This is a genomic window from Candidatus Brocadia sapporoensis, assembly GCF_001753675.2.
Lineage (GTDB): Bacteria > Planctomycetota > Brocadiia > Brocadiales > Brocadiaceae > Brocadia > Brocadia sapporoensis.
Genome location: NZ_MJUW02000058.1, coordinates 1 through 18905, shown reverse-complemented (window position 1 = coordinate 18905; position 18905 = coordinate 1). Strand labels below are relative to the sequence as shown.

The window sequence follows — 18905 nt, the reverse complement described above, 5'->3', positions numbered from 1 at the left end:
CCCTTGTATTTGCTGGCTTAGCAGCTCATACACCCCTCGAATTGCGAAGGTCGGGTTAACTATTCTGAGAAATTATTCTCTCTCACCATCCGTTTCGCTGAATAGTTACTCATTTTTTACTATTTCCTGTAGCTTCTGATTCACCCCGATCAATTCCAGTTAGAATTTAATCCTTTTCAATTCCTGTTGGGTTATGTATTTGGTTACAGGGTGGCATGGACAAACTTGTTCGTCTATGTTGTTTGACTATACACACGGATTTGGAGCATATCACACTGACAAACAAAGTTTGTCAGTGCCACCCTGTAACCCGCTTAAATAAAGTGAAGATTCCTACACAATAAACTTATTTCACTTTTCTATGAACAGAGGCTTACACTTCTTTTAATAAAGTGAGTGGTTAAATTTTTATATTTCAATTGACACATCGTTTGAACCAGACAGGCCTCTGCAACTCGCGGAGTGAATGCCCTGCCAATGCAGTGAATATGAAAGGTCATCTGAAATAGCCAGCGTCACAGTCTGTTTTGGTAGTTCAATCCTTGTAAATTATGATTTTTCTGATAATACCTGAAGAGTCATCTTTCTTAACGTAAATTATGAAAAGCTGACTCATTGGCTACATATTCTGTACTCAGGCATTTGGTTGGAATGAACATCTTTTACAGAAAAAAAGGACAAGATGGTGCCAAGAAACTATGAAATTTTTACGGGGAGATTTTTTCAGACCCGGACGTTATGACAATCCAATGCAAAAGGGGTTCAGGAAAGGGCAGGCTAAAACCAATTGTTGAAGATATCTCGAAAAGGCAGGAGAAAGATACACCTCGGTAATCAGCTCGTCATTCAGACATTCGGGACGTTGTAGCTTGATTAGCCTCCGTGTGAAAAGATACATGGCAAGAGGGAATTTCTCTGATTTTTCGACGAAAAGGGTATTTTTTTTGATGTGCTTTTTTACAGATATATTGCATGTATGCTTATTTAAGACGTTCGCTGTAGGATGATAAACGAGCAGCTTGTTCTGATTTGAATTCGGCAAGTTGATCGAGAAAAGGTAGGTATTTCCATTGGATTTTATACTTATCATTTAATTCTTTCATCATTTGACAATACTTTTCGTACATATCACACAATATCTCTTTGTAATGAGGGTTGCAATAAAAAATACGACATCCGAGCGTTCGAAAGTCTCTAATGCTACACTGATTATCTTTCAGAAAAGGACACCTGTTGTCTGAGATATTAAAATCAGGGACTTCCACGTTCCGCGTAATAAAGTCAACTTCTATTGCACTTGCATAAAGCACATGATCAAATGCGCTAAAACTGCAGCATGTTCCACACCGGTTACATCCCGGATTCATCCGTGTTAGCTCTTTTTCCAAACGTTGATAGAGAAGCACAAATTCTGAATAAAGGTTTATTTCTCCTAATGGTTCTTCTGCTGTCATATCAACGAAACCGTCCTTCATAGATTTTTACATTGTCCTCTATACTTTTGATGGTATGCAAATTCCCTTTATCTATACCGGGACATGTCTTCTTTACTTTTTCCCACTCAGACCTGTCTTCCAAATTCGATGTCCAAAAGGGAAACGACCTGCACTGGGAAGGTCTTACATCATAAATCTTACAACCATTATCATACATGACACAGTCACCGTTACCGTATTCAACCAGACTGACTCGGTCATTAACACTCCTCAAATAGTTTTTGGCAAATGCGTTCTTTGTAATACCCAGAAATGCAGATATTTCTTCAACCTCCTTTTTATTCACCCATACGACACCAGGCTCACCACGACAACACCTGCCACACCGCTGACATTCAAACCTCAACCCCTCCTTGTACCAGGGTTGTATGCCTTCTTGAACAACTTCATTTTCATTGGTTTTCGAGCAATTCATATTCTATTTTCATTACCTCTTTGCGTTAATAATGCAATCCTTAAAGTTTTTGTAACTATCCCGTTTTTTAAAAAATCCCAGCAACATTAAGGTACTGCCCGTTATAAAAGATAAGGCGCCTGCTCGTATCAAACACGTCCGAAATCCCCTCTTTCCAGATGGGACTCTTTCTCTTCCCTCTAAAAAAATCTTGGGGCGTGTCATAAGGCAGCAAATGTTTCGTCTTTTACCGTACACAAGAAATGCGTGGGAAATTCCTTTCAAAGAGCCAAAACGGTTATACGTATTTTAATACCTTATCATACCATTACTTTTATAAAATACAATACATATCACATTTGAACTGAATAGACATGTTTCGAAAGACTTCTTACAATTTTTAATAAGGAGATACCGCTCAAAGGTCTGACACGATACACGCCGGAATAGTAAACGCACAAGAATGAATATGCCTTTTATATTTTTATCAGGTTGAGATGGTAGGTACCCAGTACTTCATGTCTTAGATTTATAAGAATTCTTATATCAAACAAGGGACAATGAATGGCGAATGATAATACACACAGCGTCATGAATCGGATACGAATATGTCATTCCCGCGGAAGCGGGAATCCAGAAAAATACGGGATTCCAGGTCAATCCCGGAAAGACAGGCAGGTGTAAACTTATGTCGCTATGTATAGAATGTTTGATCTTGAAAAAATGCTTCATAGACTTTGCGAGAGAATTATTCATACAAAGTATGCAACACCACGATTCCAGCAATGGTAAAATGGCTAGTATGTTTCATGGGAGGAAAGACCGCTCGTAAATAGGAAGTGCTACCGTGTATTTTGAAAATTAGCTTTCTATCGTGAATAATCGCCATAAAATAGTAACGGCTACCTGGGTACTATGCTTGGTAATATTCCTCTCGGTTTAGTAACCGGTATTTCACATCAAAGGGCTCATCTTTGTTTGGTCCATCCTATCTGAGAATAGGATTACCCTTTGTCCCTGCCAAAGACAAGATGGCAATTATTGTGGGCAATGGGCTGGTATGCGGTTATGTAATGCCTTTCGCTATAAATTTTGCAGAAAGATACGAACCATAAAAGATCCTGGTAGCAGTTCCATGGATGTTGGATAGAACGATTGGTTTTATTCTGTCTATTGTAAATGTGCTTGTTTGTCTTAATGTGAGAAACGGATTTTTTTGCTGTGGCGAATGCACCTATAAATTGGTATGATCCCAAAGTTAATGAGGTAATTTCGATCTTATAAATTTCTATTCAGACTTTCAAAATACCCGGTGTTGTCCGTTGAAAACGTGAGCGGTAAACAGATACCCTTATGAGCCACCGATTTGTTGTCCACGAACACGATGCTACTCATCTTCATTATGATTTTAGATTGGAAATGGAGGGGGTGCTTCGTTCCTGGGCTATTCCAAAAGGTCCTTCTATGAACCCGGCAGAAAAACGCCTGGCAGTGCAGGTAGAAGACCATCCTATAGAATATATCGATTTTGAAGGTATTATTCCGCAGGGCCAATACGGAGCAGGCGCCGTAGTTGTCTGGGACAGTGGAACCTACGTCCCCATTGATATGCAAAATGACAAAATGAGTTTTTCCCTCAAAGGTAGAATCCTCAAAGGCAATTTCACCCTAATTCATCTAAAGGGAAGGGCAAAGGGGAACGAGTGGCTTCTTATCAAACAGAAGGATAAACACGCCATACCTGGCTGGAAATTGGAAACAAAACTTACACCAGAAAAGAAATCGCAATTAATAGAACGGATTCCTCCTTGTCAAACCTCTTAATCAAGTAATATCCCCGGTTGCAGGGTGGCACGGACAAATGGAGTTTGTCCGTGTGGAACTTGCACTTCGTCGTTTGTGAGACATTCCTTTTAAAATAGGGATAGATGACTCAAGTCTGAATACTGTAAGCGCAGAATTCTTGGCAGTATGGCAAAAACAGAGACAAATACTGCTTATCCATGCCACCCCATTAAATTATGGTATGTCTGTATCACGTTTAGAGTTCATGGAATAATTTTAGTTTCTTGAAAAACCTTCTGTATGAATGATATTGACTTGATAGGGGCAGGTTTCAAACTTGCCCCTACGCTGCATGAAACATCCTATTTTTATTGGAAATTTTTAAAAGACTAAATTGTAACGGATTCACAAAGTATGCGGCTTTTGAGCATGCAGGCAGTCTCAAAGGCGATCTCATCTATGAATGTTTCAAAATACGAAAGTAATACCCAATGCATTTCCTGCGTCCGGCAAGAAAAAAAACATTTGCTGCCTTGTGACACACTCCCCGGACCCTCTTTTTAGAGGGGAAAGCAAGAGCCCCCTCTGGAAAGAAGGAATTTAGGGGTGTATTTGACACGAGCATACGCCTTATCTGTTATAAAAGGCAGTAAGCCGAATGTTGCTGGGATTTTTCAAGATACTGAATGATTACCTAAATTTTAATCAACAGAATTTCCGGCAAGATATCCGGTTGAAAATGCCGCCTGGAGATTAAATCCCCCTGTAGGACCGTCAATATCTAACACCTCTCCGGCAAAATATAAGCCTTCCAATAGTTTGGATTCCATCATCTTCGCGTTAACTTCATTCAGATTTACACCACCAGCCGTTACAATGGCCTCTTCGATAGGACGATGACGTATTAGGGTGAGACAAAGTCCTTTGAGTTGTTTCAGTATCTTCCTTCTTTCAGATACCGTTATTTGAGACACCTTTTTGTTAGGTTCCAGGTTACAGAGATTCAAGAAAATTGAAGTCAATTTTTCGGGAATGAAAAAAGACAGACAAGATTTCATGGCCTTACTACCGTGCCGTTTGATTTGATCCAGGAGGAGACCTTCAAGTTCTTCCGGTGAATGTTTGGGCTTAAGATCGATGCGTATTTGCACGGGACCGTCTTGCAAACACTCAACCATGCGCTTGCTCATATCCAGAATGGTTGGACCAGAGAGACCGTAATGAGTGAAAAGCGCCTCGCCAAATTGTTCGGCAATCTTCTTACCAGATTGATAAGCTGCAATATGTACATTTTTAATGGGGGTACCCTGCAGGGATTTTACCCAGCTTTCCACCGTTTCAAAGGCAATGATAGCGGGATACGTGGGACAAATGGTATGACCCGCAGAAGAGGCAAATTTATAACCATCCCCGCTACTGCCGGTGGCAGGATAACTAAGCCCCCCTGTAGCAATCAAAACATTTTTACCAAAAACGTTTCCTTGACTAGTTTCCACATCTGATATGCGATTACCTTCAAAGTTTAGCCGCACGACGGGTGAATGTGTTTGTATTTTTACCTTATGGTCGTGCATATAAGCCTCAAGCGCCTGCAAAACAGAATCCGCCCTCTGGCTTTTGGGAAAGACCCGTCCCTTATTTTCCACAACCGTTTCTACACCGTATGACAAAAGAAGCGAACGCAATTTTTCGTTGTCAAACGTTTCTAATGCCGTGCGCAGGAAATGGCCTCCCCTTCCGTATACCTTTATGAATTGATCCAACGATGCCGTATTGGTTACGTTACACCGCCCTGTGGCGCACAGGAGAAGCTTTTTGCCCATGCGGTCTTTTTTTTCAAGAAGAACAACCTTCTTCCCCTTTTCGCCCGCACGGCCAGCAGCCATCATGCCTGCAGGACCACCGCCAATGACAATAAGATCATACATAAAACCATCACTCCCCGGGATCGACACATGAAGCACAGAAACACTATATCACTCCGATGGAGGTTAAGATAGGGGTAAATTGTTTTTCTATTAATATGCTGCTCCTAGCAGAGGGGAACTTTTCACACTATTTTTTCAAAAAGCTAAATTGTTACAAACTTTATACCCTGCGCATGACTATCGGTGCTCTTGTCGAGTGTTTTTGGATGATATATCTTCCCTTCGTCCCAGCGTCCATTATCCAAAACAACTATTTTATCTGTACTCTGTTCATATTTCTGGTCATCTCCAACATCAAAATAAAAATGTTTTGAAATAATTATTGAATAGGCTTGAGTACTTTTTTGCTATAGTTTAATTACCTTTAAATCATTTATGTTATCGAAATATGCATCCCCTGTAACAAGAGGTAAATTTTGTTCTCTACAGATAGATGCAATCCACAAGTCATTTTCAGGAATAGGGCGGCCTTTCTGTTTTAATTCTAATCTTATGGAACTATAATGGTCGGCCGTTTCCCTTGTAATATTTAACACATTGCAGATATCAATAAATTCATTGTAGACTTTTAGGTTTTCTTTTTGGCGGGATGAGTTTCTGGCAGTAAAGAGAAGCTCAGCTATTACAGGAATTGGAAGACAAAAGGTTGATACGGTGGCAAGTGTCTTGGTGATTATAGGATCATTCTTAAACAAGCGTATTACAATATTTGGATCGAGGCTAATCCTTCCATTCATCCAGATTTACCCTTTCAAACTCCTCTTCCACTATTCTTAACATCTTGTTTGCCTCTTCTTCACTCAATATACCCGCAAATCTTAGGATAGGAGATAACTCCTTTTGCTTAACAGCAATAGTTACTTCAACCTCTGCATTTTCCCTTAATCCTTCAATTGGTTCTAATGGTCGTAATATACCATGTTCATATATTGCATGGATAGTTTTCGTCATTTCTTAACACTCCTTTTGCAGTGACTATACCTAATCTGACAACATATATAAAAACTTTTTATACTTATGGACATTTGTTTTTATTGTACACCAGATGAAATACAAATAGCTATGACAAAATCTGTTACTATTTTCTCCATTTTAAAAAATTTCTGTTTAACCCTTAAAGTCTAGCTAAGAAAATAAAGATCAAACAGATTTCATTTTTCACGAGGTGAATAGTAATAATACGGTTCTTTCCGCTGCGTACCCGGCAATGGCTTATATTTGATAAAAACCTTTATATCTTGTGCCTGGCTATAAGTGGTCTTGTCGAGTGTCTTGGGATGATATGTCTTTCCTTCGTCCCATCGTCCATTATCTAAAATAACTATTTTATCTGTACCCTATTTCCCCCGTATGTCAGATCGCGGTAGAAACCCGGGGAACTGGTATTCGTCCAATAATCGTCTCTTTTTTCCCATAGGGTAATCATACAGATTTTATGACCCTTTTAAAAGCTCTTCTCCCTTTATCTAATACCATCTTATACTACTTTGCACTCTCTTTTACCCACACGACTACACGATGACCCTTTTTTCTATAGTTAGCCTGTTATTTCAGTTTTGTCTTACACCTGGGGCAAAGGGCTGATGCACATTTACTGCATACCCACATTTCACATTTCGGGCATCTTTTCATATACTTCACATCATGCTCACTATTACAAATCGCACATCGTGATTTCGCCATGAATATCACCTCCTTTCCCTTTAAAAACCTGTTTAATACTTCATAAAAGATAATTCATTATCTCTTCGAAAATATCACTTAATTCGGGTATACCAGATTGAATTATTTCACCGGTAGATACATGCTTGTGAGACACAAATTTTAGCTGAGGCTTATGATTGGCGTTGTCATATCGGAATATGAGCTTCCCGTCTTTTTGTTGATAGTGAAAAGCGTAGGTAAGTTTTTCAACCTTATATCTGAGGTCAAGATATTCAGTAAAAAACAAACTCGAATCGTTAGTAAAGGTTACCTTTCCTTTGATAATTCCGATTTTCTCTGTTCTACAATCAATGCTTAAACCAGAATCGGTTATCAAATGGGTTTTTGAATATTCTTCAATAACCTTCACAACCCCGACAAAATATTCAGTGAGCAACATATTCAATTTCTTTCAGTTTTTTCAGATCCGCCATTATTTTTTCCCTGATCTTTAATTCTCCTGCCCACGCAATATATTCCAGGTCTCCCTTCTTCATATCTTCGGCTGTAAACTCTTTTTGAAATGTGTCTGAAGATACGTTGTATTCAGTTTCATATTCTTTAATCTGCTTGTCCGTCTTATCCAGGCCGATTTCTAGTCTTTTAATTTCAGCAGAAATAGCAGCCCTGACAATATCCAGGACACTATCCTTTGTGTCGGATTGTATTTGTAGTTTTATCATTTTAAGACCTCCCAAAATCTTTCAGTATCTAAAAAAATTACGTATGAACACCATTTATTTTCTTTGAGATCATTACAAATATTTCTTTTTAGCTCCTCAGCATCGATCAAATCTTTCCATCATCCAGCCGAAGTTTTTAGGGCATCCCAAAAACTCTACTTTTTTCAAAGACTTGATCACGCCATGTGAAAATCTGGCCATAACTCATCCTGATTATCCTGTTACTCCTGTCAAAATTATTTTTAACTTAATTTGCGAATAAGCCTGGTTAAAATAGACAAACGTTCTTTCCTTTCGTGAAGTTCTTTTTGATTTTCCAAATAAGAAATATAGAGATAGACATTTTCAGGTACAGGGCAGTTCACTTCCCGCTCATTTTTTTGTAATTTTAGTCCCGTCTCAGTATAAAGGTCGCCCAGACATTCCATAACTTTATTTCGATCACATTCATGCAATATTTTCATTTCAGTTCCCAAGTAAATGCGCAATTGCTTCGGTTGATATTTTAAGAGGCGTTTCGTTGAAATTATGTGGTTTATATAATCTACAAGGCCTTCATTCCTTAACAGTTCTTTTAGAATGAGCCCCAACTTGTACCTACAACAAATTTTTTCACCGAAAGAAGACGTAAATGTGTGTCTGTCAAACATGAATAATGAAATAATAAGAGACCCGCGTTTTTCAAACATCTTTTCCACTTCATCCGCTCTATGACTGCCTATATCACTGCAAACTTGCGGCATGGAAAAACCTTTGTCTTCTTTAATAGTATCCCTTCTTTCTTTTACGACTAATCGTTTTATCCTCTTCTTTCGCGCTACCTCGTACATCTTCAATGCATCGTCTGTCAGACCAAAGGCTTTGGACAACCTTTCTTTACATTCTTTCATCCGAAGATAATCAATTTGCATACGATATGGTTTGCCACCGCGAACATAACTCTCCCACGCTTCTTTTGTATCATAGTATTTATCAACAATGGTCATCATGACCTTGTGCTTTTCCTTTTTTGTAAGGATATCCGTCATGATCTGCATAATAACTTCTGTCTCATATTCACCAGCTACTTCACGGCACTGTATCCAAAAAAGCAGTATCCCCATGCCATTATCTGCCAATTCTCCCATGATAAGTTTAAGCCAATGTATGCAACATGCTTTATTATCCGCACATTCCGGGGATCTATATTTTGTTTCGGAAATCCATTTCAGAGGATCAAGTCTTAGGGCATGTTCATGTCTTTCCCAATCCTCGCAACGTTCAGGAAGCAATGCTTTTTCGTGGTTTATTTGCTCTTGTCTCATTCGCTCGATTTTATCCTGTTGACTCTTTTCTGTTGGATACTCTTTCATAATTTTAATGACCACAAATACCGTTTTTTAGCTATGGAGCCTACGCATAGCCATAAAACTTCCTTATAATGGGTGAACCCGCACAGGAAGCCGTTTTACTTTACAACCCTTACTTTTACTGTCGTCCCCACGCTAGCAGCCTCGAATCTGACCTTTGCATCACCGGTCTTGTTCGTAGACGTAATGGTAAATACGGCCTGACCGTTCGTGTCTGTATCTGAACTTTGCGGTGAGACCGATATATGCTTTGTACCCGACTTAAGAATCTTGGCAGTTACCGTTTCGCCTACAACTGGGAGATCTTTACTGCCTGTCATCGTCACCGTTACATCATTACTCTTTTTTGTCTTGAGCTTGAGGGTTTTCGGAGACGCTTTTATTTCCGTCTGGCTGATAGTCAGGCTCTTGTTGAGCAGGTAATCATAGCGCACATGTCCGTCAGCATCCGTGGCCTTGATCTGGACATAATGAGTTCCAATATCGGCATCCGTGGGAACCCAACTAAATTTCGTTTTGGCGCTAATGGTTCCTCTTTTAGTTTTACCAGGATGACTACCAATTTCTTTATAATAGTTATTGTTGGAATTGTTAAATGGGTTTGTGTCATTATCCAAGGCAAACATAATATCAAGATTGCTGCCAGCATCCTGGTAATAATAGGTGAAATCAACTTTTTCCCCAACGTGCACGTTATAGTCATCTTCGTTTTCGAATGGTTTGAATGTCGCGTTGGGCCAGGCAGGATAATTATTCGATAAATCTAAGTCCGCTCTGTTATCTTTGTTTGACGCAATCAATCGGTAGTGTAAGCCATCCCCTGGATGAATGAGTGGTAAATAGCCTGTATCATCTGATGAATAACGGTCTCCCTTGCCAATTCGACTAAAATAATATCCTGTTTTACGAGTTGGATATTTTGGTTCATACCATTCAGGTTGAACAAGCACATGGTCTACGCAAGCATCGTCACCAAGTATCGTCCCGTGATAATAAGTATGAACCTGTTCATGCGCTGTCCCATTACCGAAGACCCCTGAGTCGTCGCAAGGGTATCCATCACCCTTCACAATGCCATTGAGCTTTCTCTCGTAGGTGCCAGCTACGTGCTCACCATATGGTGGAGCAGATGTATCTTTACGACGATAATTATTATCTGCAAATAGTACGTTTTTCCATGCTTTAACTTTGAAATCACCGAAGCTTGTAACTGGTTGTGGATCCAGCGTCGTGAAGTGATCCACCCATATTCCATGCGCTCCCAGGTCGTATGCAAGTCGTGAGTTAACAGATGCACCCCGGCTGTGGCCTATGAGATGGATTGGCACTTGGAGCCAGGCGCCTGACAAATCTGTTCCAAGTTTTGTAAAAATCGCATCACCAACTAAAGTCGTTGAAGCCGTTTCAATGCAGGTATCAATACAGCTAAGATCAGTCCAGTCTATTTTAATAATAGCGCCACCGGCTGATTTAAAATCAGAAGCAGAAGTAACTTTAGGGTCTTCAGCTATTATTTGCCCTGATCCATCTTTAATTATTTTCATGGTATAAATAGGCATGGTATTGGACCCCCCAAACCGATTTGCTATAGCTTCAGCCATTTCATCTACCCAAGATGGAATTTTTGTCAAGTTCCCAGCCAATTGGTACCCGTGCGTGATAATGGTCAGACCAAAGGGTGGTGATTGTGAAAGTGTGGGAGTAGGGGACGGTGTTGGTGTTGGCGTCGGTGACGGCGTGGGCGAAGGGGTAGGTGTGGTTGCAGCAAATGCGGAAAGATTACCGTCCAGCTTCGAGACAAAGACATCATAACCACCACCATTATGAGAGGTATCATATGCACCGCTTGTCGTCGGAAAGTCTGGTGAATTCGTATACCCTGTTATATATACGTTCCCGCTTGTGTCGAGGGTGGGGGAACGAACTCCCTCACTACCAGACCCACCCAGGTACGTGGACGCCAGCAGGCCCGTCAATCCACCGTCCAGCTTCGAGACAAAGACATCCTCAATATAATTATTACCATTAAAAGAGGTATCATACGCCCCGGTCGTCGTCGGAAAGTCTGTTGAATAAGTCTCCCCCGTCACATATACGTTCCCGCTTGTGTCGAGGGTGAGGGAATGACCATATTCATAAGCAGACCCGCCCAGGTACGTGGAGGCCAGCAGGCTCGTTAATCCACCGTCTAGCTTCGAGACAAAGGTATCAATACCATTGAGAGAGGTATCATATGCCCCGCTCGTCGTCGGAAAGTCTGTTGAATTAGTATACCCCGTCACATATACATGCCCGCTGGTGTCGAGGGTGAGAGAATTACCCCCTTCACTAATAGACCCGCCCAGGAAGGTGGAGGCAAGCAGGCTCGTTAATCCACCGTCTAGCTTCGAGACAAAGGTATCAATACCATTGAGAGAGGTATCATATGCCCCGCTCGTCGTCGGAAAGTCTGTTGAATTAGTATACCCCGTCACATATACATGCCCGCTGGTGTCGAGGGTGAGAGAATTACCCCCTTCACTAATAGACCCGCCCAGGAAGGTGGAGGCAAGCAGGCTCGTTAATCCACCGTCTAGCTTCGAGACAAAGGTATCAATACCATTGAGAGAGGTATCATATGCCCCGCTCGTCGTCGGAAAATCTGTTGAAGCAGTCTCCCCCGCCACATATACGTTCCCGCTTGTGTCCAAGGTGAGAGAACGACCCGCCTCATAACCAGACCCACCCAGGTACGTGGATGCCAGCAGGCTCGTTAATCCACTGTCAAACTTCGATACAAAGACATCGCAAGAACCATTACAAGCGTTATAATATGCCCCGCTCGTCGTCGGAAAATCTGTTGAAGCAGTCGCCCCCGCCACATATACGTTCCCGCTTGTGTCGAGGGTGAGAGAAAAACCATAATCAACACCAGACCCTCCCAGGAACGTGGATGCCAGCAGGGGGTCGATGATGAGGTCTTTTGTGCGGTCGTACGAGGCGACCTTGAAGCCGTAAGTGGGTTGGGGAGTTTCGGAGTTGGGAGTGGAAGAGTTTTTAGTTTCTGGCTGGGTGGCATGGACAAAACCTGTCCCTGTATGTTTTGAGCAGGGATTATTTGTCCGTGTTTTCTGGGAACTTACAAATTTCAGATTTCGGCATTCGGAGTTACCCACCCCTGAATCCCCTCCCAAGAGGGGACTTTTACATTCCTCCCCCAAGAGAGGATTTCTGCATTCCTCTCCCGATAGGGGGCTTTTATATTCCCCTCTTGAGAGGGGTAAGGGGTGTGTTATTCCTTGTTCTGCATTTTGTATCTTGCAGTTTTCAATTTGATATGCTACATCCACCTCCACCCTCTTCCCATCAATTTCCTGATAGGCTATGGGTTTTGTGAATTTTACCGCCCCAAGCTCAGTCTCTGCCACAAGCTGACCATATTCATTTACCCACAACCCCCGTGCCCCCATTCCACCCCCTGCCCCCGCCAGCGGGGGACAACCACCTGTCCCCCTCACGGAGGGGGATAAAGGGGGAGGATTTCCAGAAGGTTGTATGCCGCTCAGACTGATCTTGATCTGATTCGGGTCTGCCCCTGGTTTAACATAAAGGAGTTTTTCCACATTATTTCCATGCGCCTTTAATTTGAGTTCAACCCCCTCATAAATCTCCCCAAGATTTACCCGTTCATACGTGGAGATGTTGCTCTTCCACCTGGATGGGTCGTTTCCCTTGAAATAGCTGACCTTTGTTACAGACTCGCCCTCGCCTTTTACCCCGGAAACCTTAGCGCCGATAAATTCTTCACGGAGGACAACACCGGCTAATTTTTGATCCCCCATCGAAGTCGGGGACAAGTTTTGGATTGCGGATTTTGGATTTAGAATCTCAAACTGTGAATTGTTTATGTAAGATTCTTCGCTCCGCTCAGAATGACAAACGAGGGAATTTGATTCTGTATGACAAAGGGGAAGATTTGATTCTGTATGACAAGTGGGGAAATTTGATTCTGAATAATGAACAGGGGGATTCGTTTCAGAACAATGAACTGGAAAATTCCAGGTGCAATATGGATACATGGTACACAAGATGCGATGCACAATACATTGACCTTCTTTCCTAAAAAATCCGGTTAATCCTGTATATCCTGTCTCATTTTTATCAATATCGTAATACGTAAGCGGGGACGCATGTGCTGCCATTGGTAACGAATATACGATATCACCACTCTTTGTCACAAACACCGTACCTCCGAATGTTTTTGAGTAAAAAGCCACGTCTTCATCCACCTGCCCTTCATTGACGATAAAAGGCATCCGGAGTTTTTGGGCCTTTTGCATAACCTCTGCCTTCTCCTGTTTCTGGCTTACCGGGACGGGGGATAGTTTGCCGATACCCTCCTGCGCAGCGAGGAAACCCTGCAACCAAAATAATGACAACAAAAGGACTGCCGGCACTGCAAAACACTTACTCGCCCTTTTCATCCCACACCCCTCCATTTCTCCTGTTGTTTTTGAAAACAAAAAAGCCTTACTGCAAAGATATTCGTGAAAACATCTTCGTCAGTAAGGCTGTCTTTTCTAAAGCCATTTCCTTAATGTGTTAAGGGACACTGCCTCTGTGCCCCCGTACGTCCCTGTACGTTGAAAGACCCTTCCCTTTGCGTCCCCCGATCACTCGGGGTTTGCCCTTATCGAATGTTTTTATTGCCGAAATTAGCACATTTTTAACATTTTCTGTATTTTTGTCAAATAAAAACTATCATGGGTGTCCAATACGGACATTTATCTCTTGTAGAAGCAGCAGCTCAAAACTCCAGGTTTTAGCTTGTAGACATTCATCAGAGGCCGCACAAAACAAGGATTTGTTGGCCCCCTGGCGGATTATATCTTGAGTTACAGGGTGGCACGGACAAACTCGTTTGTCCGTGCGATAAAACCAAAACCCGTGCATAAATTCAAACACCATGGACAAACACGTTTGTCCATGCCACCCCGCAAATACAATGAAAATTCCGATACCGTAAATTTAATTTGGACGAGGGCGAAATAACCATGTTAAATTGCCTGACCGGCTAACCTGGTGATACCTTCTTCGCGGGCTATGCGAAGGGCAACCTCGAATTCCTTCTCGTTAATACGCCGGTTGATCTCCGGATATTTGCGGGCAAGACCACAGGGATGATATTGATCCATAATGTTTACGTAGGTATGGGAAGAAATATTTTGGGCAAGAAATTGCATGACCTTGCGAGTTCCCGCCAATCCGTTCGGCATAACCAGATGCCGGACGATGAGCCCCCGTTCCGCAATACCACGGTCGTTTACCATGAGGTCGCCTACCTGTCTGTGCATCTCCCGGATAACTTCCATGACCACCTGAGGGTAGTCCCTGGCCTTGCACCATTTGGCGGCAACATCACTATCAGAAAATTTAAAATCCGGCATGTAGATATCAAAAACCCCGTCCAACAATTGCAGGGTTTCCACGAGGTCGTAGCCGCCGGTATTGTAAACGAGCGGGATGTGTAACCCTTCTCTGATGGCGATAGGAAGCGCTTCGAGTATGTGCGGTACGACATGGGTTGGTGTAACAAAATTGATGTTATGACAGCCCCGGTTTTGTAATTCGATCATCATCTGCGCAAGCCGTTCAAAAGAAACTTCATATCCATCTCTCAGATGGCTGATCTCATAATTTTGGCAGAATACGCAGCCTAAGTTACACGAGGTAATGAAGATTGTGCCTGAGCCATGAGTACCCACCAGCGGCGGTTCTTCTCCGAAGTGCGGATTATAGCTGGAAATTTTTGGTAACTTACCAATCCCACATACCCCTAATTCATTTTTATAGCGGTTAACCCGGCACCGGCGCGGACATATCTGGCAATCGTGTAATAATTTTCGCGCCTCTTCAATTCTTTCATCGAGGCTGCCTGTTCTATACAAACTAATATAATGTGGCTGGAACATAAGATATAAAATCCAAATTTTAAACAAACACCTGTTTTTTACATTTTAAACCGTTGTTTCTCTTTTTCTATACACCCGCTATAAACCCGGTTGATTCAAAAAAACGCAAATTTTATTAATTATACCGATAAGATTTGAAATCCAAAATGACAAATAAAATTCTGCGTTGCTAATGGCGTGTATAATCTGATATAGTTACGCAAGATACGGCAACTGTTTGATATAGTACATTTCATTTTCAAAAAAGCAGAATTTATTGAACTGGACAACATGATCAAAAGACATCTCGCCCGCATCTTTATCGTATTTTTTTTCTTTCTGATCCTCCTCGCGATGCACCGTAATGCATTTGCAATATTTTCAGAGACAGAAAAAATACCTTACAGCGATTTCAAAAAACTGGTCTCACAGGACAAACTTGAAGAAGTGATTATAAATCCTACGACTATCAAGGCTGTTTTGAAAGCGGAAGGAGGCCAGAAGTCAAAAAAAAGCATAACAACCGTAAAGGTCGAAGATACAGAACTGATTAAGGAACTGATAGCGCACAATGTAAAATTTTCTGCAGCAAACGACAGTGGATGGAGCCAAAGTCTATTTTTACTATGGTTCATTCCGATGATTATATTTTTAATCCTGATGGCGCGCACAAGAAAAGGCGCACCAGGGGCAGGGCTGATGTCCATTGGTAAGAGCCGGGCCAAGCCCTATATCGATAAAGATACCGGGGTTACCTTTGATGATGTGGCTGGCGTGGATGAGGCCAAGGAAGAATTAAAAGAGATTATCGATTATTTACAAAACCCGCAAAAATATCAGCGATTAGGTGGAAAGATACCCAAAGGGGTGTTGCTGGTGGGGCCCACGGGCACGGGCAAAACATTGCTTGCCAGGGCAGTTGCCGGTGAAGCGAAGGTGCCTTTCTTTTCGATAAGCGGATCGGGATTTGTCGAGATGTTTGTGGGTGTAGGCGCTGCCCGGGTAAGGGATTTATTTGAACAGGGTCAGGAGAAGGCGCCTTGTATCATCTTTATCGATGAAATTGACGCCCTGGGAAAGGTGAGGGCTGCGACGCCGATATCCGGCGGGCATGAAGAACGTGAAAACACCCTGAATCAGTTGCTCGTTGAAATGGATGGATTTGACACAAGAAAAGGCGTCATCCTCATGGCTGCAACGAACAGGCCGGAAATACTGGATCCGGCATTATTGAGACCCGGAAGATTTGACAGACACATCCTTGTCGACAGACCGGACATCAAAGGGCGCGAAGAAATACTCAAGGTGCACTGCAAAAACGTGAAACTTGGAAAGGACGTTGACATTAAGATTATTGCTGCGCGGACACCCGGGTTTGTCGGCGCAGACCTGGCCAACGTGGTCAACGAAGCTGCGCTTCTCGCCGCACGTATGGGAAAAGACGGCGTGGGAATGGATAGTTTTGAAGAGGCAATCAATCGGGTAATTGCCGGACTTGAGAAGAAAAAAAAGGTTATGAGCAGGAAGGAACAGGAGATCATTGCTTATCATGAATCTGGCCATGCCTTAGTAGCAGAATCGGTTCCGGGCGCTGACAAAGTCCACAGGATCTCTATCATTCCGCGCGGGATTTCTGCCCTTGGATATACCTTACAATTGCCTACGGAAGACCGTTATTTATTGACGCGATCGGAATTATTAGACCGGCTTGCCGTACTTCTGGGCGGTCGCGTAGCAGAAGAGATTAAATTTAATGAAATCTCGACAGGAGCACAGAATGATCTGGAACGGGCAACAGATATTGCGATGAGCATGGTTCGGGAATACGGCATGAGCGAAAAACTGGGACCAATGACATTCCAAAATGGGAGAAGACCGCAATTTCTGGAGCTCGGTTATCGCATGAGTCGTGAATTGAGTGAAGATGTCTCAAAAGACATCGACAATGAGGTCAAGAAGATTATATTCGAAACACATACCAGGGTAAAAGGTATTCTCACGGAAAACAGAGACCGCCTGGAAGTTCTTGCAAAACTTCTTCTGGAGAAGGAGGTCGTTGATGGAGAAGAGCTAAGAAAAATTATTTCCGGAAAAACCGAAGCCCGGAAATAATCCTCATCTCCAGAGTATTACCGCACGAAATCTTTCTTTTTTGCAAGTTTTTTACACCCCTCTTCCCTGCACGGCGCAACATCCTGGGCCTGCCGAAGGGTTAGTCGATCGATAGGGGGAATTTGGTTACGGCTTTGCTGCGTTATGACGTTATTTCAAAGAAGAATCCATAACCAACTTTTGACCGTATGGTAATCTCGCCAGTACAATAAAAATAACGCCCGGGCGGCAGATTTAGCTTTCTGAGGCCTACATTGTCAGCAATTTTCGTGTAGGAATCCTCCTCTTTGTTGAGTATATATTTTTGTGAAGGATAAAAGATTATACTCCCTACCGAACCTTTTGAATCCAATTGATACAACGTCTTTCCTGTCACAAGAGGGCTATCTGTTTGAAAATCGATGATCCTTAATGCCCGACCTTTAATTACCGTTGGCGTGCCTTTTACGTAAAAACGTCTTTCCTTGCTGCTGCTTTCATAGTAGTATTCTGCCTTGTTCATTTCTAAATAGTCACTTTCACCCACGAAAAAAAGTCCGCCATGAGGGGGTATTTTCCATATAGTAATATCATCTAAGGAAAAATCCGTTTTTTCATCAAGGGGAATTGGTATATAAGCCGGGACATAACCTTCCTTAGTAAAGGTAAGCTTAACATTTCCGGCATTATAATTGACAGAAAACATCCCTGTTGAATCGGAAGTGGCTTTCGATTTTAATCCATCGGATAAAGACTCAATATTTACCAATGCAATGGGTTTGCCAAAACCATCGACAACTCTTCCGCGAAGGGTACCGGTCTCAAACGCATACGATGCCTTTGAAACGAAAAAAAGAACGATCATGGAAATACAAATTTTTTTTATCATGTTCATTATATTCCTTTTGTTAATATCTTGTGAGAGGTGTAATGAATATTAAAAAAACTCCTTTATTATCTTTAACAAATTGCGGGCATAATTGTCAAACACTTAAAAATCTTTGTGCGTGAAACTAGCATATCACCTCCTGATACGACTACAGTGCAACCAAACCCACCTCAGGCAGAGGAGAGCGGGATGAAGTGTAAAACTCGTCAAAAAGGATTTTACACGGTAAACCCGCATGAGCCAACGGTTCAACAAAGATGATGTAGATCCGGGCCAGACCCTTGATCTTACTCAGTTGAACGCAACAATACCGGAAAACCTAACTCCCTGTTGGAACAGAAGAAACTATAGCAAACAATTTAGCGGTGACGAAGCGACAAGCCTAATTTCTTTAGAAAGAGATGGTTTATGAAGACGACATAGTCTTGTAGCGTATGATAGCCATTGATGCTGATTACGTCTTTGCCCTCCACCCGCACGGTTATTACATGGAAGTCGTTGCCCTGGACGGGTGAAAATTAAAATGCAGTTACGAGGTAACTATTCAGCGTACTTTCGTTCACAAACCCTATGAGTGATCAAAATATTGATTCTGTAATCCCGAAGGGATGTCATTATTATAGCATATCGTTATGCAATGACGGTTAACCCTGTAG

13 protein-coding genes and 1 riboswitch are annotated in these 18905 nt (G+C 42.1%); of the genes, 2 read left to right on the top strand and 11 right to left on the bottom strand.

What is annotated here, in order from left to right:
• Positions 1-980: 980 nt before the first annotated feature.
• Positions 981-1475, bottom strand: a complete 495-nt coding sequence (locus tag BIY37_RS04995) for a YkgJ family cysteine cluster protein (protein ID WP_070066738.1) — start codon at positions 1473-1475, stop codon at positions 981-983.
• A complete protein-coding gene (locus tag BIY37_RS04990) occupies positions 1456-1911 on the bottom strand; it encodes a YkgJ family cysteine cluster protein (protein WP_070066737.1) in 456 nt (151 codons plus the stop codon). The genes BIY37_RS04995 and BIY37_RS04990 overlap by 20 nt, the downstream gene beginning before the upstream one ends.
• A gap of 1332 nt (positions 1912-3243) precedes the next feature.
• On the opposite strand from BIY37_RS04990, the gene BIY37_RS04985 reads away from it, so the two are divergent.
• Positions 3244-3714, top strand: coding sequence for a DNA polymerase ligase N-terminal domain-containing protein (locus BIY37_RS04985; protein WP_070066735.1), 471 nt, complete (start codon positions 3244-3246; stop codon positions 3712-3714).
• A 662-nt stretch (positions 3715-4376) separates the two neighbouring features.
• On the opposite strand, the gene BIY37_RS04980 is transcribed toward BIY37_RS04985, so the two are convergent.
• The 8 genes from BIY37_RS04980 to BIY37_RS04940 all read right to left on the bottom strand — a co-directional run bounded on the left by BIY37_RS04980 (position 4377) and on the right by BIY37_RS04940 (position 15290).
• Positions 4377-5603: a BaiN/RdsA family NAD(P)/FAD-dependent oxidoreductase gene (locus BIY37_RS04980; protein ID WP_070066734.1), complete on the bottom strand. Its 1227-nt coding sequence runs from the start codon at positions 5601-5603 to the stop codon at positions 4377-4379.
• 347 nt (positions 5604-5950) lie between these two features.
• A complete protein-coding gene (locus BIY37_RS04970) occupies positions 5951-6340 on the bottom strand; it encodes a type II toxin-antitoxin system VapC family toxin (RefSeq protein WP_070066732.1) in 390 nt (129 codons plus the stop codon).
• On the bottom strand, positions 6324-6554 hold the full coding sequence (locus BIY37_RS04965) for an antitoxin family protein (protein WP_070066731.1): 231 nt from the start codon (positions 6552-6554) through the stop codon (positions 6324-6326). Before BIY37_RS04965 ends, BIY37_RS04970 begins: the two co-directional genes overlap by 17 nt.
• 772 nt (positions 6555-7326) lie before the next feature.
• Entirely contained in the window at positions 7327-7707 is a 381-nt protein-coding gene (locus tag BIY37_RS04960) for a toxin-antitoxin system TumE family protein (RefSeq protein WP_070066730.1), read from the bottom strand.
• Complete coding sequence (locus tag BIY37_RS04955; RefSeq protein ID WP_070066729.1) at positions 7694-7990, bottom strand: hypothetical protein; 297 nt, start codon at positions 7988-7990, stop codon at positions 7694-7696. The genes BIY37_RS04960 and BIY37_RS04955 overlap by 14 nt, the downstream gene beginning before the upstream one ends.
• Positions 7991-8232: 242 nt before the next feature.
• Complete coding sequence (locus BIY37_RS04950; protein WP_143299177.1) at positions 8233-9294, bottom strand: hypothetical protein; 1062 nt, start codon at positions 9292-9294, stop codon at positions 8233-8235.
• A 143-nt stretch (positions 9295-9437) separates the two neighbouring features.
• Positions 9438-13802 (bottom strand): DUF7948 domain-containing protein, encoded by a 4365-nt coding sequence (locus tag BIY37_RS04945; protein WP_179129292.1) that lies wholly within the window; start codon positions 13800-13802, stop codon positions 9438-9440.
• Positions 13803-13920: 118 nt separating this feature from the next.
• A riboswitch (cyclic di-GMP riboswitch) is annotated at positions 13921-14017 on the bottom strand.
• Between the two features lie 358 nt (positions 14018-14375).
• The gene (locus BIY37_RS04940; protein ID WP_070066739.1) at positions 14376-15290 is read right to left on the bottom strand and encodes a radical SAM protein; all 915 of its coding nucleotides are present in this window, start codon (positions 15288-15290) and stop codon (positions 14376-14378) included.
• A 270-nt stretch (positions 15291-15560) separates the two neighbouring features.
• On the opposite strand from BIY37_RS04940, the gene ftsH reads away from it, so the two are divergent.
• Positions 15561-17381 carry an ATP-dependent zinc metalloprotease FtsH gene (gene ftsH, locus BIY37_RS04935; protein WP_070066726.1) on the top strand — a complete coding sequence of 607 codons (1821 nt, stop codon included), beginning with the start codon at positions 15561-15563 and terminating at the stop codon, positions 17379-17381.
• A gap of 142 nt (positions 17382-17523) precedes the next feature.
• Here ftsH and BIY37_RS04930 read toward each other — a convergent pair whose 3' ends face one another.
• On the bottom strand, positions 17524-18249 hold the full coding sequence (locus BIY37_RS04930) for a carboxypeptidase-like regulatory domain-containing protein (RefSeq protein WP_070066725.1): 726 nt from the start codon (positions 18247-18249) through the stop codon (positions 17524-17526).
• Between the last annotated feature and the right edge of the window lie 656 nt (positions 18250-18905).

What these genes read in the sequence shown, in the direction of transcription:
- BIY37_RS04995 (WP_070066738.1), bottom strand. Translation starts at nt 1,475, where the DNA reads ATGAAGGACGGTTTCGTTGATATGACAGCAGAAGAACCATTAGGAGAA.
- BIY37_RS04990 (WP_070066737.1), bottom strand. Translation starts at nt 1,911, where the DNA reads ATGAATTGCTCGAAAACCAATGAAAATGAAGTTGTTCAAGAAGGCATA.
- BIY37_RS04985 (WP_070066735.1), top strand. Translation starts at nt 3,244, where the DNA reads ATGAGCCACCGATTTGTTGTCCACGAACACGATGCTACTCATCTTCAT.
- BIY37_RS04980 (WP_070066734.1), bottom strand. Translation starts at nt 5,603, where the DNA reads ATGTATGATCTTATTGTCATTGGCGGTGGTCCTGCAGGCATGATGGCT.
- BIY37_RS04970 (WP_070066732.1), bottom strand. Translation starts at nt 6,340, where the DNA reads ATGAATGGAAGGATTAGCCTCGATCCAAATATTGTAATACGCTTGTTT.
- BIY37_RS04965 (WP_070066731.1), bottom strand. Translation starts at nt 6,554, where the DNA reads ATGACGAAAACTATCCATGCAATATATGAACATGGTATATTACGACCA.
- BIY37_RS04960 (WP_070066730.1), bottom strand. Translation starts at nt 7,707, where the DNA reads ATGTTGCTCACTGAATATTTTGTCGGGGTTGTGAAGGTTATTGAAGAA.
- BIY37_RS04955 (WP_070066729.1), bottom strand. Translation starts at nt 7,990, where the DNA reads ATGATAAAACTACAAATACAATCCGACACAAAGGATAGTGTCCTGGAT.
- BIY37_RS04950 (WP_143299177.1), bottom strand. Translation starts at nt 9,294, where the DNA reads ATGAGACAAGAGCAAATAAACCACGAAAAAGCATTGCTTCCTGAACGT.
- BIY37_RS04945 (WP_179129292.1), bottom strand. Translation starts at nt 13,802, where the DNA reads ATGAAAAGGGCGAGTAAGTGTTTTGCAGTGCCGGCAGTCCTTTTGTTG.
- BIY37_RS04940 (WP_070066739.1), bottom strand. Translation starts at nt 15,290, where the DNA reads ATGTTCCAGCCACATTATATTAGTTTGTATAGAACAGGCAGCCTCGAT.
- ftsH (WP_070066726.1), top strand. Translation starts at nt 15,561, where the DNA reads ATGATCAAAAGACATCTCGCCCGCATCTTTATCGTATTTTTTTTCTTT.
- BIY37_RS04930 (WP_070066725.1), bottom strand. Translation starts at nt 18,249, where the DNA reads ATGATAAAAAAAATTTGTATTTCCATGATCGTTCTTTTTTTCGTTTCA.